The organism is Prauserella sediminis (assembly GCF_014195435.1).
GTDB lineage: Bacteria > Actinomycetota > Actinomycetes > Mycobacteriales > Pseudonocardiaceae > Prauserella > Prauserella salsuginis.
Genome location: NZ_JACIBS010000001.1, coordinates 2,480,101 through 2,505,337, shown reverse-complemented (window position 1 = coordinate 2,505,337; position 25,237 = coordinate 2,480,101). Strand labels below are relative to the sequence as shown.

Genomic DNA, 25,237 nt, shown 5'->3' with positions numbered 1-25,237 from the left:
TTCCGACCGGCACGCCGGCGCATACCCGCAAGTCACCGCAGCCGGTGCCACCGCGAGCGCCGGAGCGATCACTCCCCAAGGCAACTGCCGATCTTCGCGATCTTCGATCCATCGACGACAACCCCCTCCTCGTAGAACAGGCTTTCCCATGGCCGAACCCGGCACCTGAAGTCGCCGGGTGTGATCATTCGAATCACCTTCCACGATCTCATCACTGCCACTTTTTCGCATCACCCGATCAGCTGGTGGTCATTCGTACATGGATTCGATAGCTTTACTGGACATGGGGGAACGCGAGGAACTCATCGACGCCGTTCGCGAAGCGCGTGCGGACCGCGCACGTGCCGACGCCACCGAGGCGATAGCACTGGCTCGACTGTCCGAACTGGATGGAAACGACCACCGCGCACTTGCCGACGAGGTCGCCCCGGAGCTCGGGGTGTCGACCGCCGAAGCCACCCGCAGGGTCGGCCGAAGTGCAGTGCTCGTACGGCGCATGCCTACAGTTCTGGGGCTTATGCGGGCCGGCCGGGTGGAGGCATACGGTGCACGCAGACTGCTGGACGTAGCCGCGCCACTCGACGAGAACAAGACCCGACGGCTCGACGAGTTGTTGGCCCAACGATTGGCGAGTCAACCGGGAGCATCGCTACTGCCGGACAACCTGACCCGACGAGTTCGACGGCTGATGGAAGTGGTCGACCCCGGCGGCCAGGTCGCACGAGCACGACAAGCTCGTTGCGAACGATCGTTCGACATTCGAAACGACGATCATGCAATGTCGCAATTCACGCTCCGCATACCTGCCGAAGTCGCCGCGGGAATCAGGAGCCGTGTCGATGCGCTGGCGGACAAGGTGCGCCGCAAGGATCGTGACGGACGCACGATGGACCAACTGCGGGCGGATGTGGCCACAGACCTGCTCCTCGGCCGTTCCCCTGAAGTGAGTACCCCCGCGATTGCGGCATCGGTGTTCATCCATCTCCCCATCGACACCGCGCTCGGCATGACAGAGGACGGCTGCGAACTCGACGGATACGGACCCGTTCCCGGCGCGATCGCCCGCGAGATCATGACCAATCCGAACAGCACCTGGCGAGCCGTGCTCTGCGACCCGGGCACCGGCCGGCCCGTTGACCTCGGCCGAACCAGGCGCCGCCCCACGGCGGCAGTGCGGGACCTGGTGGCGGCGCGGGACCGGGAATGCTGTGTGCCCTGGTGTCATCGCCCGGCCCGGCATTGCGAGTTCGACCACGGCACAGCCTGGACCGACGGTGGCCACACCTCGACCGCCAACGGCAGCTCCAAGTGCGACCGCCACCATGCACGCAAGGACGACCCCGGATGGACGATCCACCACGACCCGGACACCGGTACGACCGTCGTCACGACGCCGAACGGCGCCACTCACACCGACGTCAGGGAACCCATCCACGCCCCCACCCGGCGCCACCACCGGAAGCGACGCGACCAGACCTGCCGGGCCACGCAATGGAGCCGGCCGGAACGACAATCGGCACCGCAACAACCGACAGGACAACCACCAGTGCGGTCACGCCGTTCGCCGCAGCAGTCCGCGGACATGTCCGAGCAACAGGTACCCCGCCAACGAGGAGCTGAAGATCCGCACTCCGGCAAGCGCGACGATCGCGGCCCGACAGTCGACGAAGCAAACCCCGGAGATCGGGCTACCGCCGTAGGAGACGTATGAACCATGCGCACGGCAGAGCCGAGTCGAGACCCACGTACAGCGAGTCGCGGACGAGCGGTCTCGCCCAGACATCGAATCGATACCAGCAACACCGGTGCCGGCACGGCACCATGATTGCCGGCCAGGCGGGGTCCCGCACCAAGGCGTACCCGTCGGCAGCCTGGCGACCGCACCGCCCCTCACTTCCGGATGAGCACGGCCTGCCGTCACCCCGTCAGGAGGAGCACGATCTGGACCTGGAGTTCACCGCACAGGCCGCCGAGTAGTGCGCCGGTGAGGATCAGGATCCACTCGTCCTGTTGGAACGCCGGGCGCAGGAGTCCTTCGAACTCGGCGTCATCGAGCTCGCGCATCTTGGTCACGAGCGTGCCGCGGATGTCCATCGCGTCTGCGGCGTAGGTCTCGACATAGCGCAACGTGTCGGGCAGCCGGGTCATCACGGACTCGGCGATCCTGTCCTTGAGCGCGCCGTACCGACCACCGCCCATGGCCAAGAGCACGAGCGGTTTCGCTACGCCGGTGTGCCGCTCCAGTTCGGCGTCCACCTGGCGTTCGATCATCGTCAGCACCCGGTCGGACATCGGCCCGCGCAACACGGCGTCGATGACGTTGCGCGGCGTGATGATCTCGGTTGCGATCAGATCGGCATAGGCGTCCGTGACCTCGTCGCGGCGTTTGAGGAACAGGCCCTGCCACGTCACGCCGAAGTACTTTCGCGGCCGCAGCGGCCGGAAGATCATCTTCAACGCCAGCCAATCGGTGAACCACCCGATGAACAGACCGAAGACCGGCATGATCAGTGGCACGCGCAGCAGCAGCCACACGACCATCTGCACCACACCGATCAGCGCGCCGAACAGCAGTCCCGACCGGCCGATGAACCGGAATTCCTCGTGCCCCGCCTCCTGGAAGATGCGGTTCAGCAGCGCCTTGTCCTGGACCAGGTGCGTGACGACCATGTCCTTCAGGTCGAACACGGAGTCCACATCGGCCTTGATCTGATCGATGACCTTCGCGACCATGTGCGGCGCCTGGTCCTGCACCCGGCGGATCACCATCCGCCTGCCCCGTTCGGGCAATCGCTCCCACAGGCCGGGCTGATACCGCTCGGCCACGTCGGTGACGATCTCCTCGATCGCTTCCCGGAGCGGCGCCTCGATCTCCTTGCCGATGCGCTCCGGGTCCAAGCGCTGGACGATGTCGCGTGGCGAGATCAGCTGTTCGGTCATGGTGTCGACCGCGATGCCGGCCATCCGCGCGGCCCGCCGGGGGACGATGCCCTGCCACCCGAGGAACGGCCTGCCCCGGCGCCGGATCCCGACGAAGTCGATCGGTTCGAACATCATGCGGATCGCGACCAGCTTGGTCACCCAGCCGATCAGCGCCGCGACCAGCGGAATCGACGTGTAGACAGGCCAATACCGCACGAAGTCGTCGACTATCCCGTGCAGGTACTCGCCCATCGATCACCGCCGCGCCTCAAAACCACAGCTGTGGCAGCTGCACCGACCCCGTTGCCGTCGCAGGCGCGCATGATCACACGACCAGGCGACTCACCGCCAGAGCAGCACACCCGACCCGGTGTGGCGAACGGGCAGCGGTCGACGCGGCGAGCAGGCGAGGGTGGTCATGGCGCGCAAACGAAGGTGATCATTGCGCGGAGGTGAAGGTCGTCAGGGTGCGCAGGCGAGCCAGAAGTTGACCCCGAGCGGCGTGATCCGTAGCGCACCGCGGGTGATCTTCGGGCGCTTGACCAGGTCCTCGGCCTTTCGCACTGTCTCGTCGGTCATCAGGATCTCGTACTGGGTCGCCAGGTCGTTCTGCTCGTCGTCGATCTCGGCAAGTCCGAACGCGACCAGTCGTGAGACGTACACCGGCACGTGCGCCGTCGCCGACACCCCGGCCGTCTTGCCGATCGTCGACGCGTTGCGCAGCACGACCCTGCCCGTTTTGCGCTCGGCGATCTGGACCACCGGATAGTCGGCACCGTCGGACAGCACCGACAGGAGACGGGCCTCGTCCGGCGTGAGCTGCCGGAGGATCGACGCGTACAGGTAATCGCGCGCGGCTTCGCGGCTCAGATGCGTCGACCGGTTCAGCAGTGCCGCCATCCCCGCCCGGAGTGGATCGGTCGGCAACGGCATAGCGACGGCCGTCGACGAGCTCTTCGAGCCGGATCCGTTCTCGCTGTGACCGGCCGCGGCGTCCTCACCCGGGGGAGTCGCAGGCAGCTCGGTCAGTTCGAGCAGCCTGCGGTTGCTGGCGCCCTCCATCCGCTTGTGGAGTTCGGTCAGCGCTTTCTGTTCGAGATTGCGCAGCGAACGTTCCGCACCGTCCGCCCCGGGCAAGCGTTTGCCCAGCGAGTAACTCGTCCGCGCCGCCCATCCGGCCAACTTGCCCGCGCGCTGCATCAACTCGTCCGCTTCCACACACCCGATGCTACTGGGCGGGAACAACGGAGCCGATGATCACCGCCCGTTGCCGCCACGACACGGGGTGACAACGGCGACACGAATCCGTACGCCGTCTGGTCACGACCGGTTTCTCCACGACGGTCGCCTCATGCCCGGCGCCACCCGAGATTTCTCGACTCGGCCGGTGCCACCAGGGACGTCTCGTCGGCGCCTACCGTTGCGGCACCTGCCCGAGACCGCCGCAGTTCGGGCACGGCCCCTTGCGGTTCGGGGTCAGCCCAGAGCCGTGGCAACGCGGACAGTCCACCATGTCGCCGACCTTCATCGCGTGCACCTCCCACCGATGTCGGTTCCGGAAGACACGCACTGTAGAACGAATCGGAATAATCTGGTGCCGCCGACAGGATCAGTCTGCAACTTGCGAATTTCACAGAGGGTGACGAAATGGACTGTCCGGACCAGTGGAAGCACCGCCGAACGGACGCAGCCACACCCGGCAGCCCGCGTCACCCAGGCGTCGAAGGCGTGATCGGGCAACCGCCGACGCACACAGGCGCAATCCCACTCCACGACATAATCGCGTCGCGACGGTTGGCGTGTCGCGGAGTGACGCGTCAGTGGTCGGCGCGTCAACGGTCGTCGGTGGCGGCCGGTACGTACCGGCCGCCACGTCGGCAAGGTCGCCACATCGACAACGCCGCAACGTCATCGACAACGCCGCAACATCGGCCGCGTCGACAACGCCGTCACCTCGACCGCGTCGACAACGCCGGCATGCCATCACGCCGCCGTACACCGCTCGGCGGGCCTACCCGCAGCTCGTGCGGTTCAGGTGGCGAGCCACTGCCTGGCGGATTCGAGACCGTCCGCGGTGATCTGATGACCTCCGGGATGCCAGTACTCGGTCACCTCGGCACCACGGTCGCGGAAGGTGCGCACCAGCCGCTCGCTCGAGTCGAGCGGCGCCATCGGGTCCTGCCTGCCGTTCGCGAGGAACACGCGTCCGCCGTGGAGATCGGCCGCGGGCGGCTCGGGCAGCGGTGACATGGCGGAGAACAGCACCACCTCATCGAGCACGTCCGGCCGCAGCAGCGCCACCGCCGCGGCGATGTTCGCGCCGTTGGAGAAGCCCGCGGCCACCAGCCGGCGTCCGGCGAGGTCGTAACGGTCGCGGGCGACCTCGATGAACTCGGCCAGCTCGCCCGCACGAACAATGACGTCCTCGACGTCGAACACGCCCTCGGCGAGCCTGCGGAACCACCGCGCCGCCCCGTTCTCCGAGACCGGGCCCGCCGGCGCGATCATCGTCGACGAAGGGCTGAGTTCCTTGCCGAGTGCGAGGATGTCGTCCGGGGTGCCGCCGGTACCGTGCAGGAGAAGCAGCACCGGCTCGGCCTGTGCGCCCTCGACGTACCGGTGGTCGAGCGCCGGGCCCGTCATGCCCGCACCGGGTTGTTCTCGGCCGGCAGTTCCAGCTGTGGCAACGCAGCGGCGATCTGGTCCCGTGTCGGCTCGAGCCACGGCGGCAGCTTCAGCGCCCGTCCCAGTTCGAGGAGCGGCTCGTCGATGTCGAAACCGGGCTGGTCGGTCGCCACCTCGAGCAGCACACCACCCGGCTCGCGGAAGTAGATGGAGCGGAAGTACTGCCGGTCGAGGACCGACGTCACACCGACACCCGAACCCACGAGCTCCTCGCGCAGTGCCAACTGCGCGGCGTCGTCGGCAGCGCGCCACGCGACGTGATGCACTGTGCCGCCCGCGACCACACCCTTCGGCGCGTCCGGCGTGACCTCGACGTCGACGTACGCGCCGGCACCTCCGTCGCCCGCCTGGAAGCGGAACCGGCCGGCGCTCTCGCCCGTGAGCGACAGGCCGAGCGCATCCGTGAGCATCGCTGCGGTCGCGTCCTCGGCGGTCACGGACATGGTTACCGAGTGCAGCCCGCGGATCGCATGCTCGGCGGGCACGAACGGCGTGTCCCACGGGGCACGCGGGTCCGGCTGCGGGTGGGCGACGAGCGCGAGTTGCAACCCGTCCGGGTCACGGAAGGTGAGTGCGTCCTCGTCGCCTCGCGTGACGATCGTGCCCGACCCGACACCGGACGCCTCGAGGTGCTGTTTCCACCAGCCGAGCGAGTGCTCCGGAACGGAGAAGGCCGTCGTCGTGGCCTGGCCGGTGCCGATGCGCCCGTTCGGCACGCCGCGCCATGGGAAGAACGTCAGCAGCGTGCCGGGCCGGCCGGCCTCGTCGCCGTAGTACAGGTGGTAGGTCTCCGGATCATCGAAGTTGACGGTCGTCTTCACCAGGCGCAGCCCCAGCGTGCGCAGGTAGAAGTCGACGTTGCGCTGCGGGTCGCCACCGATGGCGGTGACGTGGTGCAGGCCGCTGGTCTCAAAGCCCATAGCGATCTCCTCCGAACTCGATGCCGTCGACGCTAACGTCAAAACATCTCGCGCGCAAGACATCTTCACGCGAGAGTTCGTATCGCGAGACTCTTTGTCGCGAGAATCGTCATTGCTAGAGTCAGTCAAGCGAGAGTTATCGCGGCGAGAATTTTCGCCGGGAAGCGACATGTAGGGTGGATCACCGTGACGACAGAGCCGGCTGACGACGAGATCGTGACGTGGTGGGGCCTCGTGATCGAGGGCTACCTCGCCACCCAGGAACGCTTGATGGGCGAGATCGCGGAACGCTTCGACCTTCCGCCCGCCTCGTTCGACATCCTGGTGCGGCTCGTCCGCTCACCCGATAACCGACTGCCGATGACCCGGCTGGCCAAAGAGGCCGCACTGTCGAGCGGCGGGTTCACCAAGGTCGCCGATCGCCTCGTCGCCGCCGGCCTCATCGAACGGGTACCCAGCGCGGAGGACCGGCGCGTCACCTACGCCCGGCTGACCGATCACGGCCTCGACGTGGCATCCAACGCACGCAAGGCGTGTGCCGACATCCTGCGCGAACGCGTACTCACACCGCTGGGCCACCACTCGTCGGAGGCCCTCGCCGAGGCCATGCGCACCCTCCGCAGCGTCAACGGCACGAAAGCGGAGTGACCACCACCCCGGAGTGACGATCCCGGAGTGACCACGGCCCCGGAGTGACGATCCCGGAGTGACCACGGCCCCGGAGTGCCACTGCGCCGGGGCCGGACCTCCCGCCGTCGGACAGGGACCCCGGCAGCAGAGGTACGACCCGGCAGCGGAAGCGGGGACACGCCCCGGCAGGCCAGGTCAGGCCTCGACCGGCGGCTCGTGTGGCATCGCGTGGGTGGCGAGGTCTCCGTTGTCGGCTGAACGCACCGTGACGGGCTCCGAAGGGCCGCGGATGTCGAGCATGACGTCGGGGCCCACGGCCGTCGCCACAGCGGGATGCAGCACCACGGCGCCGAACCACATCTCCGCGTCGGCGCCCTCGACGGCCGCCTCCACAACGTGCCGGGACGCCTCACCGGACCCGGCGAGGACGCACTCGCCGGCACGAACCTGCAGGCGGATCGTCGGTTCGGCACGGCTTTCGATCGCGCGCAGCAACGCATCCTTGGCGGCAACGACCCGCGTCACCGGCTCGGCCAGCCCCGCCACGAGCGCGTGGTGGTCCGGGAACGCGCCGTCGAGCAGTCGGCAGTGCACGTCGCCGGAGACCTGCCCCGGACCGCCGTGGCCACCTCCCGCGTCACGCCACCCGGTGCTCGCGACGGCGTGGAACCGCACGCCGTCCGGCACCGCTTCCAGCCGCACGACGTGCCGGCGGCGGATCTCACCGAGCACCGCACGCAGATCGTGGCCGCTCACCGTCGCCGACCATTCCGTGCCGGACGACTCCTCCGGTACGAGCGTGCGCACAGCCAGCCGGTACCGGTCCGTGGCCGTCAGCGTGAGCGAATCGCCGCTCACCTCGAGCCGCACGCCCGAGATCGCCGGGTAGTCCTCCGCCTCGCCGGTCGCGACGAGCACCTGGTCGACAGCCGCGGCCAGCACCGGCCCCTTCACCGTCGCGAGCGGCACCGCGTCCTCCCCCGCCAGCGCGGTCTTCACCTCGACGGCCAGTCGCCGGGCCGCGTCCGCGCGAGCCGACAGCGTCGCCACGTGCTCGTCGATCAGTCGGGCCGCGCGGGTCGGGTCGGCGGTCAGCACCTGGTCGACGGTCACGAGCGGCATGTCGAGCTCCCGCAGCCTGCGCACCGCGACGGCCCGTTCGAGCTGGTCGTGGTGGTAGTAGCGGTAGCCGGAGGCCGCGTCGACGTCGGCGGGACGCAGCACCCCGGAGTCGTCGTAGAACCGCAGCGCGCTCGCGGTGAGGCCGCTGCGGCGGGCGAACGTTCCGATCGAGATCAGCTCTGTGTCGGTCATGGCGACGATACTGGGCGTTCAGGCAACTCGAAGGTCAACTCCTGGCTCGGCCGGGAATTCACCGGGTGGCGGATTCGTTGTGGTCACGAATCGTGGTCGGACAGTCACCCCACGGCGGTTCGGCGATCAAGGCAACCCACTAGCCTTACCTCGGCTCCGACCCATCGAGGTAATCCGTGACCATCGCTGCTCCCCCTCCCCGCACCGCCCCTCCCGGCACTGCCCTGACCGGAACCGCAGCCGACGCCGTGCCATGACCACCTCGCGCCCCTACCCGCGTGCGCAGCAGGCCACGATCCGGCGGCTGCTCAACGCGTACCTGCGGGAGAACGGATTCCACGAGGTCGCCGAAGGACCGCTGACCGTGCCGCTACCGGCCAGCGGCGATGTGCTCCGGCTGACGGTCACCCACGCCTCCCCCACCGGGCACCACGACTACGCCGACACATCGCCGCACGTCATCGACACCGTGCTCGGCGAACTCGCCCGCCGCACCGGATTCGCGGGTTCCCGCGTGCTCCGTGCCCAGATCGACGGCAGTATCGACCGCACCGCGCGGTACCTGGCGCAACCGCGGCGGGGGCGCGAAGGAAGCCGGGCCGATCCGGCACGCGATTCCGAGCAGAGTGTCCTGTTCGGACATCCGTTTCATCCGACACCGAAAAGCGCCGAGGGATTCAGCAACGCCGACCTCGACGCCTACGCGCCCGAGCTCGGCGTCTCGTTCGGACTTCCCTACTTCGCCGTGGCACGAAGTCTCACGCTGACCGAGGGTGAGGTCGCCGTGCCCGACGACGTCGCAGCGGCCGTACCGGACGGATACGTGCCGATCCCCGTACATCCGTGGCAGGCGCGGCACCTGCGGCGCAACCCCGCGGTGCGCCGGCTCGTCGACGACGGCGTGCTGATCGACCTCGGCGCGTGCGGTGGCGAGGTGTACCCGACGTCGTCCGTGCGCACCGTGTGCGATCCGGCCGCGGGTGTGGCCTGGAAACTGCCGCTGCACGTGCGCATCACGAACTTCGTCCGTAACACCCCGGCCGAGCAGCTGCGCCGCTCCGCCGACGCCGCCCGCGCGGTCGAACGCCTGCCCGAATACGAGGGCTTCGGGATCGCCGTCGAGACGGGACTGCGCACGCTCGACCCAGCGGTCGTAGGACACGACCTCGCCGCCGAGGTCAACGCCGTCCGCCGTACCGTGCCGGACCGGCGAGCCCGGGTACTGGCAGGACTGCTCGACGACCCTGCGGTGCTCGCGGGACACGCCGAACGGTCCGGCGACGTCGCGGAATGGCTGCGCCGCTACGTCCGGCTCGCGCAGGTTCCGCTACTGACGGCGTTCGCCGACCACGGCATCGCCTTCGAGGCGCACGTCCAGAACTCGCTGCTGCGGTTGGACACCGACGGCGCGCCGGACCGGTTCCTGGTACGCGACATGGAAGGCGTTGCCGTGAGCCGCGACCAGGCAGGCGAGCTGCCGGCGGACAGCCCGGCGGTCTACGACGACGAGGAGGCGTGGCGCCGGCTGTGCTACCACGCCGTGACCAACCAACTGGCCCATGTCATCCACGGAATCGGCAGGCACACCGCTGCCGGGGAAGCATCGCTGTGGAACGTCGCCGCGGCGGAACTACGGCGGTTTCCGGTCGCCGACCGCCTTTTGGAGTCACCCGAGCTGCCCGCCAAGGCCAACCTGCTGAGCCGGTTCACCCAGCGCGGCGAGCGGCCCCACTACGTTCGAATCCCGAATCCACTGTGGAAGGTGGCGGACTGAGGCCGGCAGCCGACTCGGACGAGAACGCGACGCTCACGGCCCGGGCCTCGACAAGCCCCGCGGCGGTACGTGCACGGGTACTGCACCAACGCGGTTCGACTGGCCGCGTTCGCCACCGAGCTGAGTCGTCTTGTCGACACGTTCCCGTCTCATTGGGCAGATCTCACACCACGATTTCCTCAGCCACCCGCACCCGGAACAGATCTTCCGCGCAAGACTGTCGTGGTGAACACCGCCGCCTCGACGCCTCCGCCCTCCGGTCCCGTCGACACTCCCCGCGGTCTACGCAAGTGGCTGGGGACGGGCTCGTGGGCGAAGTTGCAGGGCATCGTCGTCGCCGGATCGGCCGGCGAAGGGCTGATGCTGGCGGCGATGCCGCTGTTGGCCGTGACCATCACGACCGACCCGCGGGCGGTGTCGCTGGTGAACGTCGTCGGACAGTCGCCGTGGCTGCTGCTCGCCCTGTTCGCGGGCCTGCTGGTCGACCGGGTGCGCAGGACGAGCGTGCTGATGTGCGCCTACGCGATCCAGGTCGGGGCCGCCGCCGTGCTGGCGGTCGCCGCCACGGCGGACGCGCTCACGCTGCCACTGCTGATGTGCGTGGCGTTCGCGGTCACCTCGGCGCAGGTCCTGAGCGACGGCGCGAGCGGGGCACTGCTGCCGACGATCATGGCGCGGGACGACCTGCCCGCGGCGAACGCCCGCATCCAGGTGATCGACCGTGGTCTGGTGCAGTTCATCGTGCCGCCGTCGGCAGGCGCGATCCTGGCGATCGGGCTCGGTGCCCCGGCCTGGGCGGCGTGCGTCATGGCGCTGCTGGCGTTGCTGTTGAGCGCCCGACTCCGCGCGTCGGCCGAACCCGCTCCGATCGGGCGGGGAGCCACGGCCGATGGCGGTCAGGAGCCGAACACACGGGGCAATCCGTTGCGCGACATCGTCGAAGGGCTGCGGTACCTGGTCGCCGCCCCGCTGCTGCGGTCGGTCACGATCACGGTCGCCCTCGGCTCGTTCGCCTCCAGCGCTGCGACCACCATGCTCGTCCTGTACGCCACGGAGGAGCTGGGCATCGGCCAGGTCGGCTACGGCGCGCTGCTGGCGTGTTTCGCGGTCGGCTGGGTCGTCACGTCCCTGTTCGTGCGCCGGCTCGTCGACCGGTTCGGCTACGCGTGGGCGATGCGCGGCGCGCAGACCGGAGCCGCGGTGACGCCGGTGCTGATCGCCGTCGCACCGCCGTGGCCGCTGTTCGTCGGCGCGGTGCTCGTGGCGCAGTCGTCGTCGGTGCTGGTGTGGAACGTCTGCTCGCAGTCGACGCGGCAACGCTTCACGCCCAACCGCCTGCTCGGGCGGGTCCTGACGAGTCACAAGGCGCTCGCCTGGGGCCTCACCCCGCTGGGCGCGCTGACGGGCGGATTCGTTGCGGCGCACTGGAATCTTCGCGGGGTGTGGTGGATCGCCGCGATCATCCACGCCGTCGGTGCCGTGATCGTGTGGCGCACCATGACGCCCGCCGCCTTCCGGCAGGCCGAACACGATCACGAGGACCTCGAAGCCGAAGGGCACGCCGACCGCGCGTGACCCGCCGGCCCGGCGACGCCGGTGCCGACCTCGCACGACACGCCTGGGATCCGCAACACGGCCCCCGGAATCCGCGACACGGGCCCCGGAGAACGCAACACGGCGGGCACGGGCTGCCGTCCGGGCGGGACCGTCAGCCGTTTGCCGCGGGGGTGCCGGACAGCAACGGGGACACGAGGTCGATCAGCCACGGCAGCACGCCGGGCAGCAACAGCACCGCGAGTACCGAGAACAGCGGGAAGATCAGCTTGTTCTCGACGCCCTTGCCGGTGCGGAACCTCAGCAGCGAGGGCGGCCGCAGCTCGTACCAGGTCTCACCCGCGATGGGCAGGGGAAACAGGAACGGGCAGCCGGATTCGGTGAGCGCGTCGCCGAGACAGTGCGTGACACAGCCGACCGCGACGGCCAGCCCGAGGAGTCCGCCCATGGCCTCGAGTTCGGCGAGTGCGTGCGGGTTCACCTCCCACGCCCACCAGATCGCCGCCCCGCCCGCCACGGGCAGCAGCCAGTCACCGAGCGCGTCCTCGGCGAGCAGCAGGCCGAACACGACCACGCCGGCCACGACCCATGCGCCGCCCGCCTCCGTTCCCATGGCCACCGCGAATCCGAGCACCGCCGCGAACAACACGGTGTGGGAAAGATGCCGGTGCATACCGCTGTGGTCCTCGTCGCGCGGGCCCTTGGTCACCGAGTACACCGCCGACGACGCCGCGCGCAACATCCGCGAGACGAGCCGGGTCAGTGGGCCGAGCAGTTTCGACGCGCGGGCGCCCGGATGGTCGAGGTCCGGGAGCAGGGCGTAGCCCGCGGTCGTGGCGGCGAACACCAGTGTCTGGGCGAGCGAGGTGACGCCGGCCAGCGGTGCGACGGCGAGCCCGGCGCACCAGCCGGTGAGCGCGTGCGTGCGGCCCATCATCGGGGAGCGGTCCTCCGGTGAGTCGGGAGCAAGATCATCACGCAGTCTTTCGCACGCCTGCCGGCAGGTGAGCGAGCCCCTACGAAAGTCGGGAATCGGCCCACGAGGTAGGCAGGCGTGAACCACTCGGTGATACTGGCCGGGCTCGCCGGGTCGCGGCGCAGCGAGGGCGCGCCGCCGGCTCGGCGGGTGGACGTCGGCCGGATCGGGTAGACCTCATCTCATGACGGCGGACGACGACGATCCCGTGGGGCACGAACCGCTTCCCCCTGTCCTGCTGCCGATGCTGGCCACGCCGGGCACGCTGCCCGAGGGCGAGGGCTGGTCGTACGAATTCAAGTGGGACGGCGTGCGCGCACTCGTCCGCGCCGACGGTGACGAGTTCGCCGTGTTCTCCCGACGGGGCGGCGACATCACCGACACCTATCCGGAGCTGGCCGGACTGGCCTCGCAGTTGACCACGCCGGTGTGGCTCGACGGCGAGATCGTGGCGCTGTCCGGTGGTGTGCCCAGTTTCGCGGCGCTGCAGAAGCGCATGCACGCCGGACGGGACCGTGTGGCGCAGCTGGCGGTGCGGACGCCGGTGACCTATGTCGTGTTCGACGTGCTGCACCACGACGGCCGCGGGTTGCTCGCCTCGCCGTACGCCGAACGTCGCGAGCTGCTCGAATCACTCGGTCTCGCCGGATCGCACTGGACGGTGTCCCCGTGTTTCGACGATGGTGCGGCCGTCGCCGACACCGCGGCGCGGCAGGGGCTCGAAGGCGTGGTCGCCAAACGGTCGTGTTCGCCGTACCGGCCGGGCCGGCGCAGCGAGGACTGGGTGAAGGTCACCGAGAACACCACGCTCGAGGCCGTCATCGGTGGCTGGCGCACCGGCGAGGGCCGGCGGGCCGACACGTTCGGCTCGCTGCTGCTGGGCCTGCCGCGCGAAGACCCCGGCGACGCCGATTCCGGCCCGGACGATCCCGCCCACCCGCTGCGCTACATCGGACAGGTGGGAACGGGATTCACCGACGACGTGCTCGAGGAGCTGTCCGCCCGGCTTCGGGAGCTCGAAACGGCCGACCGCCCGTTCGCCGCCGACGAGGTTCCGCGCGAGCGCGCCCGCGGCGCACACTGGGTGCGCCCGGTGCTCGTCGGCGAGGTCGAGTTCAAGGCGTGGACCGACGACGGCAGGCTGCGCGCGCCGTCCTGGCGCGGGCTCCGCCCCGATCGCACCCCGGAGGAGTTGTCGCAGTGAGCACGGACCCGAACAACCCGGTCGTCGACATCGAAGGCCGCTCGCTTCGATTGTCCAATCTGGACAAGGTGTTGTATCCGGAAGCGGGGTTCACCAAGGGCGAGGTCATCGACTTCTACGCCGCGATGGCACCCGTGCTGCTGCCGCACGTGCGCGACCGGCCGCTGACACTGAAGCGCTTCCCGGACGGCGTCGAGGCCACGTCGTTCTTCGAGAAGAACGTCGCCCGGCACGCACCGGACTGGGTCCGAACGGTGCGCATCGACACGCCGGGCAGCTCCCGTGGTGCGGAGTACGCGGATTTCGCACTGGTACAGGATTTGCCGACGCTGGTGTGGACGGCGAACCTCGCGAGCCTCGAACTACACGTGCCACAGTGGACGGTCGGACCGCGGGGCGGCGTGCGCGAACCCGACCTCCTGGTGTTCGACCTCGATCCCGGGCAGCCGGCCACGATCGTCGAGTGCTGCCGGGTCGCGGAGCTCCTACGGGAGGCGCTGGCCGACGACGGTTTCGAGGCGTACCCCAAAACCAGCGGATCCAAGGGGATGCAGCTCTACTCGCCCATCCGCACCAACGATTCGGGCCACCCGCGGGAGTACGCCAGACGGCTCGCGCAACGCCTCGAGAACGACCACCCGGACCTCGTCGTGTCCCGCATGACGAAGAAGCTCCGTGAAGGCAAGGTGCTCATCGACTGGAGTCAGAACAATCCGCAGAAGACGACGGTCGCACCGTACTCGCTGCGCGCGCGCCCTCACCCGACCGTCTCAATTCCGCTTGCATGGAATGAAGTTGCACATTGCAGCAACCAGGTTGACTTGACATTCACCGCTGCGGACGCCAAGGACCGCGTAGCGTCACACGGTGACCTGTTCGAACCCCTCCTCGGCGGGGAGCGACCCCTACTGCGAGCAGACACGGGCAACCATGGGTAGCGCGAGGTCGACGCTGCGTGAAAACGCGTGAAGCCGAAACCGTAGGCACCGAGGTGGAGTCGCGGCGAACGAATGCTGTGGCCCCGCCGGAGGGTTAGCCTGAAACACATGCCGAAGTCCCGTGCGGGCAGCGCCACTGATCGCCTCCACCGGATCGAGGTGGTCACCGATGCCGCGCTCGCCCACCTGGAGGTCGAACGGCTGCTCGAGGAAATCCTCGAACGGATCAGGGAACTACTCGCAGCCGACACCGCCACCGTGCTACTCCTCGATTCGAGCGCACACCATCTCGTCGCCAGAGCCTCGGCGGGCATGAAGGAGGCCGTCCGCCAGGGCGCGCGCGTGCGCGTCGGCGAGGGGTTCGCGGGCAGGATCGCGGCCACCCGCGAACCGCTCGTGCTCGACCACGTCGACGAGACCACGGTCGTCAGTCCCATCCTGTGGCACCGCGGAATTCGGTCATTGGCGGGCGTTCCTCTCATAGCGGACGGCGAGCTGCTCGGCGTATTGCACGTCGGTGCACTATCGACGCGCGCGTTCGACGACACCGACGTCGAGTTCCTCCGAGTGGCAGGCGATCGCGTCGCGATGGCGACCCGCAACCGGTTGACCGGATCCGGGCAGGCCGCCGCGCTGTCACTGCAGCGCACCCTGCTTCCGGGCGCACTTCCCGAGATCTCCGGTCTCGACATGGCGGCGCGATACGCGCCGGGCGAGGCTGGCGGTGTCAGCGGCGACTGGTACGACGTGTTCAAACTGCCGTCCGGCTGGCTGTGCGCCACCATGGGCGACGTGGTCGGCCGCGGCCTCGATGCCTCCACCGTCATGGCGCGGCTGCGCACCGCCATCCGTTCGTACGCGCTCGATTCGGCCGACCCGGCCGAGGTCCTGACCAAACTCGACCGCCACATCCGACACTTCGAACCGAACATGATGGCGACCGTGGCCTACGCGATGTGGGAGCCCTCGCTCGACCGCATCCATCTCTCGCTCGCAGGCCACCTGACTCCGGTGATCGCGCCCGACTCCGAACCGGCCGAACTGCCGGACGTTCCCGTCGACCCGCCCGTCGGCGCGGGTACCGTGCCCCGGCCGCGCCGGACGACCGCCATCGATGTCGCCGCGGGCACGACGGTGCTGTTCTACACCGACGGCCTCATCGAACGCAGGCACCGGCCGCTCGACGAAGGACTGGCGTTGTTGCGCGGCGTCGTCCGGTCCGGCCCCGCCGAGTCGCTGTGCTCCGACGTGATGTTGCGCCTCGTCGGTACCGACCCGACCGACGACGACATCGCGTTGCTGGCGATCCGCCGCCCTCCCGACGCGATTCAGCCCGAACTGACACTGACACTGGAGGCCGTCCCCGAGTCGCTCGCGGAGGTCCGCGCTGCGTTGCGCCGGTGGCTGCTCACCGTCGGCGCCACCGAAGAAGACCTCGACGACCTGCTGGTCATCATCGGCGAGGCGGGCGCGAACGTCATCGAACACGCCTACGGGCCCGGCGGCGGCCGGTTCCAGGTGCAGCTGACGGCTTCCGACGGGCACATCGAAGGAACGGTGCGGGATCAGGGCAACTGGCGGGCCGCACGAGGAACGAACAGAGGCAGGGGGACGCAGCTGATGCAGCAACTGAGCGATGAGCTGCGCATCGACCACGATGACGAAGGCACGACGGTACATCTGCGCAGAAGTCTGGGGAGCCGGTCATGACGGTGGCTCATGTCGAGCTCCGCCGCGACACCGAATCGCAGTCGGTCGAGATCACCGTCACGGGCGAGATCGACCTCTCCAACGCCGAACAGGTACGAAGCGAGCTGTACGGCGCGATCGCGAACAATCTCATACGAGTGTCGCTCGACCTGACCGGAGTGTCCTATCTGGACAGTTCTGGCCTGCGTATCCTGTTCACACTCGCCGACCGGCTGCAGCGCATGCAGACCGAACTGGACATCGTCGCACCGCCCAGGACGCCCGTGCGGCGGATCGTCGAGCTCGCCGGGTTCGACGCGGTGGCGACACTGCGTCCCTGACGGCGCAGGTCTCACCGGCGTCCTGCCTGCAGCATCGCGGGCGGACCGCAACCGGGCGGCGCACCGCGACCCGGGCCCACCGCCCGGCCGTGGCGGTGGGCCCGGGTCGGCCGCGATCAGCCCAGGTCGGCCGTCAGCTCGGGAATCCGCTCCGAGTAACGGGCGAACAGTTCCGCGTTGCGCTCGTCGCCACCGGCGACGTTGGCGCTCGTCCACAGTGGAAGAACACTGCCGCGCTGCTCCGCCTGCCGGTGCAGCTCCGCCAGCACGGCCGACCAGGTGTACGCGCCGAGGACGGTCGACACCGCCGACGTACGCGGCGAACCCGCCGGATGGACGGCGTCACCCGCCGGCACGCCCGTGTCGAGCACGAGGTCGGCATGGTCCGCGACCCGCGTCCCGGACCGGTCCGTCGACCCGGCCGACGCGGCGATCGACGTGACGGCGATCACCGGAACGTCGCGCGCCACCGACTCCTGCGCGATCTCCACCGGATACGGGTTCCGCCCGCTCGTGGAGAACACGACGACCACGTCCGGCGGCGTCGGCTGCGCCTCCTTGATCAGCGCCCTGCCACGGCCGATCTCCCGTTCCGCGGCCGTGCTGCGCAGTGCGCCGCCGAGCGGTACGACCTCCGGGTCCCACAGCGGCCGCACCGCGGCGAGCCCGCCGGCGCGGTAGAACGTCTCACACACCATCGCCACCGAGTGGCCGGCACCCGCCGTGTGGATGACGCCACCGTCGTCCACGCAGTCGAGCAGCATCGACGCAGCCCGTTCGATCGCGGCCGAGTCCTCGTCGACCGCGTCGAGCAGCTCCCGCACGGTATCCCTCATCGCGTGCACCTCCCAGGTTCGCTCTCGCAGGCGCCAGGTTCGCACCACGCGCCGGGCACAGCGGGCGGCACCCACGTACCGTGTCGGCTTCGTCTCACTCCGTGTGCCGAGGTTTGGCGGCCGATCAGCCGGGGAACGAGAACCGGTCGGCCCCGTGCACGGCCTCGCCGGCGACGAGCGTGGCCTGCACGCCGATCTCACCGATCTTCGAGTCCGGCACGGCCGTGGGGTCGTCGTCGAGCAGCACGAGGTCGGCATACGTGCCGCGGTCGATGCGCCCGCGCACGTTCTCCTGCCCAGCGGCATAGGCGGCACCGGTGGTGAAGGCCCGCAGCGCCTGTTCGGCGTCGACGCGTTCGTCGGGCGAGGCGACGGCGCCGCTCTTGGTCTTGCGTTCGACGAGCGACTGCATGCCCAGCAACGGCGCTCCCGCCGACACGCACGGCCGGTCCGAGCTGCCCACGACAGGGAGCCCCGCGTCCACGAACGACTTGCTGCGGTACACCCACGGCATGCGCTCCTGGCCGACGGCGTCGGCGATCGTGTCGCCGATCTCGTAGAGGAACCGCGCCTGCGGCACCGGAACGACGTCGAGGGCGGCCATCCGTGCGAGGTGCTCGGGCCGCGTCATGGCGGCGTGCTCGATCCGGTGCCGCACACCGGGACGCGGCAGTTCCCGCTGCGCCTGCTCGAAGATGTCGAGGGTGAGGTCGATGGCGCGGTCGCCGATCGCGTGGGCGGCGACCCGCCAACCGCCGTGGTGCGCAGCGAGGATGGCCTTGCGCAGCACCTCGGGGTCGTCGCCCAGCAAGCCGTGGTCGTCGGCGCCGCCGTGCCCGCAGAACGGCGCCGTCACGGCGGCGGTCCGGCTCGACAGTGCACCGTCGGTGAAGATCTTCATGGGGCCGATGCGGAGGAACTCGTCGCCGAATCCGGTGCGCAGGCCCAGATCGAGGCCGAAAGCCTCGTCGACCTCGTGCAGCACCTCGCGCGCGGGCATCAGTTCGACGCGCTGGTTGAGGTCCCCGCGGGCGCGCGCGATCTGATAGGCGGCCGCCTCGGCGGGGCTGTGGCCGATCCAGCCGCCGCCGATACCCGCCTCGGTGACGTGGGTGAGGCCCTCGGCCGCGTACACGGCGGAGGCCCGCGTGATCGCGTCGGCCAACTCGCCGACCGGGTACGGCTTCACCAGCCGGTCGACCAGCTGCTGGGCCTGCTCCGCGAGCAACCCGGTGGGCTCCCCGTCGGCGCCCCGTTCGACCGCGCCGCCCGCGGGGACCACGGCCGAACCGTCCAGCACGCCGGTGAGCTCAAGGATCTTCGTGCTCACCGTGGCCATGTGCGCCGAGCGGTGCTTGAGCCACACCGGCCTCCCACCGCCCGCACGGTCGAGCGCCGCGCGGTCCGGATGCCCGCCCAGCGCGAAATCGTCGTATCCCGAACCGATGACCCAGCCGTCGGCCGGCAACTTCGCCGCCTCCGCCGCGACGATGTCGTAGAGCTGCTCCGGCGTCGCCACGGTCGACAGATCCGTCTCCGCGAGCGAGAGGCCGTACCAGACCATGTGGTTGTGGGCGTCGGAGAAGCCCGGGGTGACGATCGCACCGTCGCCGTCGACGACGTGGCGGGCGGGCAGCTCCGCGACCTCGTCGTCCACCCCGACGATGCGCCCTCCCAGCACTCCGATCGTGTGAGCACTCGGGTGGGCGGGGTTCAGCGTGAGGGCGCGCACGTCGCGCAGCAGCAGATCCAGCATGGCGACAGGGTAGGCGCATCCCGACCCGGCACGCCCCGAATCCCGCCACCCTCTCGCGTGTCCTGCACCCAGCACCGCGTGTCCTGCACCCGGCACCGCGTGTCCTGCACTCGGCACCGCGTGTCCTGCGCCCGCCCCGTTACCCGACCACCACCCCCCAACGCCGCGCTGACGCGCGACTGCGCCCGCCCGTCGCCCAACCGCCAACCCCCCAACGCCGCGCTGACGCGCGACTGCGCCCACTCAGCCGGACCGCAACTCACGCCGGCGGGCCGGCTCCCGCCTCGGTCGCTGCGGGGGCCGCGGTCGGACGGCGGGGCACGGGAGCCTCGTTCGCCTCCGCCGACGACGGCGCGACCGTCCGGCCGTGCCGACGGCGACGCAGCGACGCGCGGGCCACGCGCAGCCCGGTACTCGGCGTCAGCAGCCGGGTCGGCGGCGCGAACAGTGTGAACACCTGGAGGAACCGGTCCAGCAGCACGGGGTCGGCTGCGATCGCCGCGAAGAACGTGTCCCCGAACGGCGCAAGCGCGCGAATCGGCCACGGCAGGGGGCCGGTGGCCCCGCCGAGGATGGCCCGGTCGGCGACGGCGGCCAGGTGCCACGTGTCGCCGATCGGTTTCGCGGCGGCGCGGAAGTACCGGCGCGGCAGGTCGTGCGGCCCGTCCAGCAGCGTCGCGGCCAGCGCCTCGGCCTGCATCGCTGCGACCGTCATGCCCTGGCCGTACGTCGGGTTGAGGCTGCACACACCGTCGCCGAGCACGAGCAGCCCGTCGGGGAACGTGCGCATCCGGTCGTAGCGGCGCCAACGGCTGGTCGGGAACGTGCGCGAGTTCGGTTCGGTCAACGGTTCGGCGGAGCGCAGCGCGTCGACCACGTGCACGGGTGCGAACTCGGCGGCGAAGTCGACCATGTCCGTCGTGGCCGACGGAGGCGCGTGGCCGCCGACGCCGAACACCGAGACGTCCCACATCTCGCCCTCGTGGCGGAACATCGCGGTGCCGGTCGGGCGGTCGGCCGTGGCGCTGATCAACACCATTTTCTCGGTCAGCGCGCCGGAGTCGATGCGCAGCTGCACGCTGGAGTAGGCGCCTCTGACCTTGACGGAGTCCTCTGCCGGGCGCGGGAAGCCGAGCTCGTCCAGCCACACCGGGGTGCGGGACCCGCGACCCAGCGCGTCGACGACGAGGTCGGCGTCGAGCTCGAACGGTCCGTCGGGCGCCGTGGCGCGCACCCCCGCCACGCGTCCGATTTCAGCCCTGAGTCCGTCCACAGTGCACTGTTCGAGGATCCGCACGGTGGACAACGCCGCCAGGTGCTCACGAACCCGGTGTTCCAGCATCGGACGACTGGGCACGTGGATCGCGGCTTCCGGCCCGGGCGCCGTCCCCACGAGGTGATGCCCCAGGGGTTCGAAGTGGATCTCGTCGGCGTCGTCGCGGATCACCGGCACGCCGCGGCCTTCGAGGTCGGCGAGCAGCCCGGGGAAGAACGCCTCGAGGGCCGCGCCGCCCCGGGGCAGCAACGTGTGCCCGTGCGGCCCCTGCGGGACTCCCCGTCGCGGGCGCGGGGCGGATGGGAGTGCGTCGCGATCGAGCACGGTCACCGACTCGTAGTGCCCGGCGAGCACGCGTGCGGCGAGCAGCCCGCCCATTCCGGCGCCCATGACGACGGCGTGTGCCCCGTGTGTCTGCATTACTGGCCTCCTTGACCGATCGAATCCCTGTTCCGGGGTGTCGCCCGAGGCAGGAAAAACATTGTTATGTTGCTATCCATAACATAGTTACGGCAGGGTTGGCCACCATGAGCACGAAGGAGCGCCTCGTCGAAGCCGGGCTCCGGCTACTCGAATCGGAGGGGCCGGAGTCACTGAACGCGCGCAAACTCGCCGCCGAGATCGGCGCGTCGACGATGACCGTCTATACGCACTTCGGCGGAATGGCAGGGCTGTACGAGGCGCTCGTACGACAGGCCTTCGTACAGTTCGCACAGGCCCTCGCCGCGGTCGAGCGCACCGACGACGCGGTCTCCGACCTGCTCACCCTCGGCCTGGCCTACCGCGACTTCGCCTCCGCCAGCCCGCAGCGGTACCGCCTGATGTTCGGGGTGACCGCACCCGGCAGCGGAATCGCGGCGCCGCACGATCTGACCGAGGAGGGAACGCCCAGCGGGATCCCGGAAGCCTCGGAGACATTCGGCGAGCTCCGCAAGGCCGTGCAGCGCGCACTCGACGCCGGGCGGATCGACGGTGACGACTCCGTCGCGATCGCGGCCCAGTTCTGGAGCATGATCCACGGTTTCGTGCTGTTGGAGATGTCCGGCTTCTTCGGCACGGAAGGAGGCGGCGTCACCACGGTCCTCGCCCCACATGCGACGAACCTGCTGATGGGACTCGGCGACGACCAGGCCGCGGTCGCGCGCTCGGCGCAGTCGGCGCGCGAGCGGTTCGGCGACGCGACGACCACGACGAGGCCCGGACCACCCACCGCCGACGTCCGGCGCGGCCCGCGACCGCGCACGGACCGTAAGCGGACGTGACCACACGCCGAGACGTCCCCGGCGGGCCGATCGACGGCACCGGCCTGCAACGCCCTTGACGTCACCGACTCGAATGTTTGACTGAGTCCGGTACGGGCCGCGGAGGCGAAGCCGCACACGCCGCTACGAACAGGACGCAGGTCGAGAATCGTGGGCATGCACAACGGCAGGAGCCGGCTGGACGAAGAAGACCGGAAGAACGAGATCATCGACGTGTTCGTCGACGCCTTCGGGGACATGATCAAGGCGGATCCGGACGCGTTCCGCAAGAAGTTCCGCAAGATGGCCGACAACCCGTTCGCCTTCTACCGCGGAGCGGCCTGCCTGTTCTACCGGGACATGGCAGGCGCCGACGACCCGTGGAGCGATGCGCGCACCGGCCGCGTGTGGATCCAGGGGGATCTGCACGCCGAGAACTTCGGCACCTACATGGACTCGGCGGGCCAGCTCGTCTTCGACGTCAACGACTTCGACGAGGCCTACCTGGGCTCGTTCACGTGGGACATCAAGCGGTTCTGCGCATCGGTGGCGCTGCTGGCGCGGCGCAAGGCGATCTCCGACGCGGACATCGAGACGCTCATGGCCGGTTTCGTGCGGTCCTACATCCGCATGGTGCGCGCATTCGCCGACGGCACGCGTGACGAGGAGGAGTTCAAACTCCACCTGAGCAACACCGAGGGTGTCGTCCGCGACGTGCTGCTCGACGCCAAGCTGCAGACCCGGATCGGCCTGCTGGAGGAGGCCACCGTCGTCGAGGAGCACGAACGGCGGTTCCGGCCCGGCCGAGGCGTGCGGCGCCTGGCCGCCGATGAGTACGCGCTGGTCGAACAGGCCTACCACCGTTACCTCGAGACGATCCCGGAAACCAAACGCTTCGAGAGCCTCACCTACGACGTCAAGGACATCGTCGGCCGCAAGGGATTCGGGATCGGTTCCGCAGGGCTGCCCGCCTACAACGTCCTGGTGGAGGGGCGCACCGAGGCGTTGGAGAACGACGTGATCCTGTCGATGAAGCAGGGCAACGTGGCGGCGCCGAGCCGGGTCGTCGACGACGAGGCCATCCGGAGCTACTTCGTCCATCACGGGCACCGCACGGCCGTGTCGCAGCGGGCGTTGCAGGCGCACGCCGACCCCTGGCTCGGCCACACCGAGCTCGGCGGCGAGGGCTACGTCGTCTCCGAGCTGTCCCCGTACGTGCAGGACCTCGACTGGTCCGATCTCACGGAGCCGAAGGAGATGCAGCCGGTGATCGACTACCTCGGCCAGGCGACGGCGGGGATGCACTGCGTCTCCGACGCCGACTCCGAGCAGTCCCTGGTCCCCTTCCAGAGCGAGGAGGCGATCCTGTCGGCGATCGGCTCGGACGAGGACGGTTTCGTCCGCGACATGGTGACGTTCGGCGCGCAATACGCGCGGCAGGCGCGGCAGGACAGGGAGCTGTTCGTCGACGCCTTCCGAAACGGCGAGATCCCCGGTCTCGAACCCTCCGCCCCGATCCTGTGAACTGGTCTGTCGTGACGGCACAACTTCTCCTCGGACCACTGCTGCGGCACGTCGGCGAGACCACGGCGACGGTGTGGGTGGAAACGGACTCCGCCTGTGAAGTCGAAGTGCTGGGCAGCACGGCCCGCACCTTCGAGGTCTACGGCCACCACTACGCCCTGGTCGTCATCCACGGGCTACGGCCGGGCACGAGCACGCCGTACGAGGTGCGCCTCGACGGTGAGCTCGCCTGGCCGGAGTCGGGGTCGACCCTGCCTGCCAGCCGGATCCGCACGCTCGGTGCCGGTACCTTCCGGCTCGTGTTCGGTTCGTGTCGAAGGCCGGGGCACGAACGGGGCATCGGCTCCGACGCGCTCGTCGCGTACGCGCGCAGGATGACCGGGCTGGCGGAGTCCGAGTGGCCGCAGGCGCTGCTGCTGCTCGGTGATCAGGTCTATGCCGACGAACCGACGGCGGAGACGAAGGAGTGGCTCGCCGGCCGCAGAGACCTGCGCACGCCACCGGGCGTCGAGGTGACCGACTTCGACGAGTACGCCCACCTCTACTACGAGAGCTGGACGGAACCACTGCTGCGGTGGCTGCTGTCGACGGTGCCGACGTCGATGATCTTCGACGACCACGACGTCCGCGACGACTGGAACACCTCGCGGGCATGGCGCGAGCAGATGTGGACGAAACCGTGGTGGCCGGAACGGATCCGCGACGCGCTGGTCTCGTACTGGGTGTATCAACACCTGGGCAACCTCGGACCCGACGAGCTCGCCGACGACGAGGTCTTCAAGGCGGTCACCGACCACGACGGCGACGCCGCGCCGCTGTTGCGCGAGTTCGCGCAGCGCGCCGACGCCGACAGCACCAGCGTCCGATGGTCCTACCGGCGCGATTTCGGGCGGATCAGGCTGCTGATGATCGACACCAGGGCCGGGCGCATGCTGGAACCCGGTCGCCGGGCGATGGTCGACGACGACGAGTTCACCTGGATCGAGGCGAACACCGAGGGCGAGATCGACCATCTGCTGCTCGGGTCGTCACTGCCGTGGCTGCTGCCGCACACCTTCTCCGACGCGGAGTCGATCAACGAACTCGCCTGCGAGAGACCGGGGCTGCGCGGCCGGCTGGCGGAGACGATCCGCCAGGCCGTCGACCTGGAGCACTGGGCGGCGTTCCGGAAGTCGTTCGACCGGCTCGCCCGGCTCATCCGGCGGGTCGCGAACCGCCGCGACGCGCCCGCCTCGGTCACCGTGCTCTCCGGCGACGTCCACCATCACTACGCCGCCGAAGCCGAGTTCGACGAGCCGGTGCGGGCACGGGTGCACCAGCTGACCTGCTCGCCGGTGCACAACGAAGCGCCCGCCTACATCGCGTGGGGTTTCCGGATCGCATGGTGGCGGCCACTGGCGGCGGTCGCGCGCCGGTGGGCCCGGCGGGCCGGAGTCGCGCCGCTCGACGTGGAGTGGCGGCGCGTGTGGGGCCCGCACCTGCCCAACGCCATCGCCACCGTGGAGGTCGACGGACGTGCGGCCACGGCGATCTACGAACGCGCCACCGGCGACGAACTCGTCACCGCCGTACGGCTGCCGCTCACGACATCCGCCGACCGGTGAGGACGGTCCCGGACTAGTCGGCCGGCACGCCTGCCAGCTGTGTGAGGACACAG

General features: G+C 69.7%; 20 protein-coding genes. 11 read left to right on the top strand and 9 right to left on the bottom strand.

The genetic code is table 11. The annotated features are described in order from the left end of the window. Nucleotides 1-283: 283 nt before the first annotated feature. Nucleotides 284-1,711, top strand: a complete 1,428-nt coding sequence (locus FB384_RS11450) for a DUF222 domain-containing protein (RefSeq protein WP_183782530.1) — start codon at nucleotides 284-286, stop codon at nucleotides 1,709-1,711. 206 nt (nucleotides 1,712-1,917) lie between these two features. Here FB384_RS11450 and FB384_RS11445 read toward each other — a convergent pair whose 3' ends face one another. The 4 genes from FB384_RS11445 to FB384_RS11430 form a co-directional block, all read right to left on the bottom strand. Next, entirely contained in the window at nucleotides 1,918-3,174 is a 1,257-nt protein-coding gene (locus FB384_RS11445) for a DUF445 domain-containing protein (protein ID WP_183782527.1), read from the bottom strand. 210 nt (nucleotides 3,175-3,384) lie between these two features. Further along, complete coding sequence (locus FB384_RS11440) at nucleotides 3,385-4,140, bottom strand: DUF4393 domain-containing protein (RefSeq protein WP_258937107.1); 756 nt, start codon at nucleotides 4,138-4,140, stop codon at nucleotides 3,385-3,387. Nucleotides 4,141-4,953: 813 nt separating this feature from the next. After that, nucleotides 4,954-5,565 carry an alpha/beta hydrolase gene (locus tag FB384_RS11435; protein ID WP_183782524.1) on the bottom strand — a complete coding sequence of 204 codons (612 nt, stop codon included), beginning with the start codon at nucleotides 5,563-5,565 and terminating at the stop codon, nucleotides 4,954-4,956. Beyond that, complete coding sequence (locus FB384_RS11430; RefSeq protein ID WP_183782521.1) at nucleotides 5,562-6,527, bottom strand: ring-cleaving dioxygenase; 966 nt, start codon at nucleotides 6,525-6,527, stop codon at nucleotides 5,562-5,564. Before FB384_RS11430 ends, FB384_RS11435 begins: the two co-directional genes overlap by 4 nt. A 186-nt stretch (nucleotides 6,528-6,713) precedes the next feature. On the opposite strand from FB384_RS11430, the gene FB384_RS11425 reads away from it, so the two are divergent. Further along, complete coding sequence (locus tag FB384_RS11425) at nucleotides 6,714-7,175, top strand: MarR family winged helix-turn-helix transcriptional regulator (protein WP_183782518.1); 462 nt, start codon at nucleotides 6,714-6,716, stop codon at nucleotides 7,173-7,175. A 177-nt stretch (nucleotides 7,176-7,352) separates the two neighbouring features. Here the strand turns inward: FB384_RS11425 and FB384_RS11420 are convergent, their stop codons facing one another. Continuing rightward, entirely contained in the window at nucleotides 7,353-8,471 is a 1,119-nt protein-coding gene (locus FB384_RS11420) for a DNA polymerase III subunit beta family protein (RefSeq protein WP_183782515.1), read from the bottom strand. 253 nt (nucleotides 8,472-8,724) lie between these two features. Here FB384_RS11420 and FB384_RS11415 point away from each other — a divergent pair, with 253 nt between their 5' ends. Next, nucleotides 8,725-10,245: an IucA/IucC family protein gene (locus FB384_RS11415; RefSeq protein WP_183782512.1), complete on the top strand. Its 1,521-nt coding sequence runs from the start codon at nucleotides 8,725-8,727 to the stop codon at nucleotides 10,243-10,245. A gap of 360 nt (nucleotides 10,246-10,605) precedes the next feature. After that, entirely contained in the window at nucleotides 10,606-11,820 is a 1,215-nt protein-coding gene (locus FB384_RS11410; RefSeq protein WP_183785360.1) for an MFS transporter, read from the top strand. Nucleotides 11,821-11,953: 133 nt separating this feature from the next. On the opposite strand, the gene FB384_RS11405 is transcribed toward FB384_RS11410, so the two are convergent. Next, on the bottom strand, nucleotides 11,954-12,736 hold the full coding sequence (locus FB384_RS11405) for a metal-dependent hydrolase (protein WP_183782509.1): 783 nt from the start codon (nucleotides 12,734-12,736) through the stop codon (nucleotides 11,954-11,956). Nucleotides 12,737-12,959: 223 nt separating this feature from the next. Between FB384_RS11405 and ligD (FB384_RS11400) the strand changes: the two genes are divergently transcribed. From ligD (FB384_RS11400) to FB384_RS11385, 4 genes are all read left to right on the top strand, one after another. Continuing rightward, a complete protein-coding gene (ligD, locus tag FB384_RS11400) occupies nucleotides 12,960-13,979 on the top strand; it encodes a non-homologous end-joining DNA ligase (protein ID WP_183782506.1) in 1,020 nt (339 codons plus the stop codon). Beyond that, nucleotides 13,976-14,917, top strand: a complete 942-nt coding sequence (gene ligD / locus FB384_RS11395; RefSeq protein ID WP_183782503.1) for a non-homologous end-joining DNA ligase — start codon at nucleotides 13,976-13,978, stop codon at nucleotides 14,915-14,917. Before ligD (FB384_RS11400) ends, ligD (FB384_RS11395) begins: the two co-directional genes overlap by 4 nt. Before the next feature lie 108 nt (nucleotides 14,918-15,025). Then, a complete protein-coding gene (locus FB384_RS11390; protein WP_183782500.1) occupies nucleotides 15,026-16,627 on the top strand; it encodes an ATP-binding SpoIIE family protein phosphatase in 1,602 nt (533 codons plus the stop codon). Then, nucleotides 16,624-16,947: an STAS domain-containing protein gene (locus tag FB384_RS11385; protein WP_183782497.1), complete on the top strand. Its 324-nt coding sequence runs from the start codon at nucleotides 16,624-16,626 to the stop codon at nucleotides 16,945-16,947. The genes FB384_RS11390 and FB384_RS11385 overlap by 4 nt, the downstream gene beginning before the upstream one ends. 116 nt (nucleotides 16,948-17,063) lie before the next feature. Here the strand turns inward: FB384_RS11385 and FB384_RS11380 are convergent, their stop codons facing one another. The 3 genes from FB384_RS11380 to FB384_RS11370 all read right to left on the bottom strand — a co-directional run bounded on the left by FB384_RS11380 (nucleotide 17,064) and on the right by FB384_RS11370 (nucleotide 21,235). Beyond that, nucleotides 17,064-17,783, bottom strand: a complete 720-nt coding sequence (locus tag FB384_RS11380) for an SIS domain-containing protein (protein WP_183782495.1) — start codon at nucleotides 17,781-17,783, stop codon at nucleotides 17,064-17,066. 124 nt (nucleotides 17,784-17,907) lie between these two features. After that, nucleotides 17,908-19,539, bottom strand: a complete 1,632-nt coding sequence (locus tag FB384_RS11375) for an amidohydrolase (protein WP_183782493.1) — start codon at nucleotides 19,537-19,539, stop codon at nucleotides 17,908-17,910. 259 nt (nucleotides 19,540-19,798) lie between these two features. Continuing rightward, the gene (locus FB384_RS11370) at nucleotides 19,799-21,235 is read right to left on the bottom strand and encodes an FAD-dependent oxidoreductase (protein WP_183782491.1); all 1,437 of its coding nucleotides are present in this window, start codon (nucleotides 21,233-21,235) and stop codon (nucleotides 19,799-19,801) included. A 107-nt stretch (nucleotides 21,236-21,342) separates the two neighbouring features. On the opposite strand from FB384_RS11370, the gene FB384_RS11365 reads away from it, so the two are divergent. The 3 genes from FB384_RS11365 (at nucleotide 21,343) to FB384_RS11355 (ending at nucleotide 25,184) form a co-directional block, all read left to right on the top strand. Beyond that, on the top strand, nucleotides 21,343-22,077 hold the full coding sequence (locus tag FB384_RS11365) for a TetR/AcrR family transcriptional regulator (RefSeq protein WP_183782489.1): 735 nt from the start codon (nucleotides 21,343-21,345) through the stop codon (nucleotides 22,075-22,077). A gap of 156 nt (nucleotides 22,078-22,233) precedes the next feature. Next, nucleotides 22,234-23,580, top strand: a complete 1,347-nt coding sequence (locus FB384_RS11360; RefSeq protein ID WP_183782486.1) for a DUF2252 domain-containing protein — start codon at nucleotides 22,234-22,236, stop codon at nucleotides 23,578-23,580. A gap of 11 nt (nucleotides 23,581-23,591) precedes the next feature. Then, nucleotides 23,592-25,184: an alkaline phosphatase D family protein gene (locus tag FB384_RS11355; RefSeq protein WP_323985196.1), complete on the top strand. Its 1,593-nt coding sequence runs from the start codon at nucleotides 23,592-23,594 to the stop codon at nucleotides 25,182-25,184. Nucleotides 25,185-25,237 lie beyond the last annotated feature (53 nt).

What these genes read in the sequence shown, in the direction of transcription:
- FB384_RS11430 (WP_183782521.1), bottom strand. Translation starts at nt 6,527, where the DNA reads ATGGGCTTTGAGACCAGCGGCCTGCACCACGTCACCGCCATCGGTGGC.
- FB384_RS11360 (WP_183782486.1), top strand. Translation starts at nt 22,234, where the DNA reads ATGCACAACGGCAGGAGCCGGCTGGACGAAGAAGACCGGAAGAACGAG.
- FB384_RS11450 (WP_183782530.1), top strand. Translation starts at nt 284, where the DNA reads ATGGGGGAACGCGAGGAACTCATCGACGCCGTTCGCGAAGCGCGTGCG.
- FB384_RS11415 (WP_183782512.1), top strand. Translation starts at nt 8,725, where the DNA reads ATGACCACCTCGCGCCCCTACCCGCGTGCGCAGCAGGCCACGATCCGG.
- FB384_RS11370 (WP_183782491.1), bottom strand. Translation starts at nt 21,235, where the DNA reads ATGCAGACACACGGGGCACACGCCGTCGTCATGGGCGCCGGAATGGGC.
- FB384_RS11405 (WP_183782509.1), bottom strand. Translation starts at nt 12,736, where the DNA reads ATGATGGGCCGCACGCACGCGCTCACCGGCTGGTGCGCCGGGCTCGCC.
- FB384_RS11390 (WP_183782500.1), top strand. Translation starts at nt 15,026, where the DNA reads ATGCCGAAGTCCCGTGCGGGCAGCGCCACTGATCGCCTCCACCGGATC.
- FB384_RS11375 (WP_183782493.1), bottom strand. Translation starts at nt 19,539, where the DNA reads ATGCTGGATCTGCTGCTGCGCGACGTGCGCGCCCTCACGCTGAACCCC.
- FB384_RS11435 (WP_183782524.1), bottom strand. Translation starts at nt 5,565, where the DNA reads ATGACGGGCCCGGCGCTCGACCACCGGTACGTCGAGGGCGCACAGGCC.
- FB384_RS11445 (WP_183782527.1), bottom strand. Translation starts at nt 3,174, where the DNA reads ATGGGCGAGTACCTGCACGGGATAGTCGACGACTTCGTGCGGTATTGG.
- FB384_RS11380 (WP_183782495.1), bottom strand. Translation starts at nt 17,783, where the DNA reads ATGAGGGATACCGTGCGGGAGCTGCTCGACGCGGTCGACGAGGACTCG.
- FB384_RS11365 (WP_183782489.1), top strand. Translation starts at nt 21,343, where the DNA reads ATGAGCACGAAGGAGCGCCTCGTCGAAGCCGGGCTCCGGCTACTCGAA.
- ligD (WP_183782506.1), top strand. Translation starts at nt 12,960, where the DNA reads ATGACGGCGGACGACGACGATCCCGTGGGGCACGAACCGCTTCCCCCT.
- FB384_RS11385 (WP_183782497.1), top strand. Translation starts at nt 16,624, where the DNA reads ATGACGGTGGCTCATGTCGAGCTCCGCCGCGACACCGAATCGCAGTCG.
- FB384_RS11420 (WP_183782515.1), bottom strand. Translation starts at nt 8,471, where the DNA reads ATGACCGACACAGAGCTGATCTCGATCGGAACGTTCGCCCGCCGCAGC.
- FB384_RS11410 (WP_183785360.1), top strand. Translation starts at nt 10,606, where the DNA reads ATGCTGGCGGCGATGCCGCTGTTGGCCGTGACCATCACGACCGACCCG.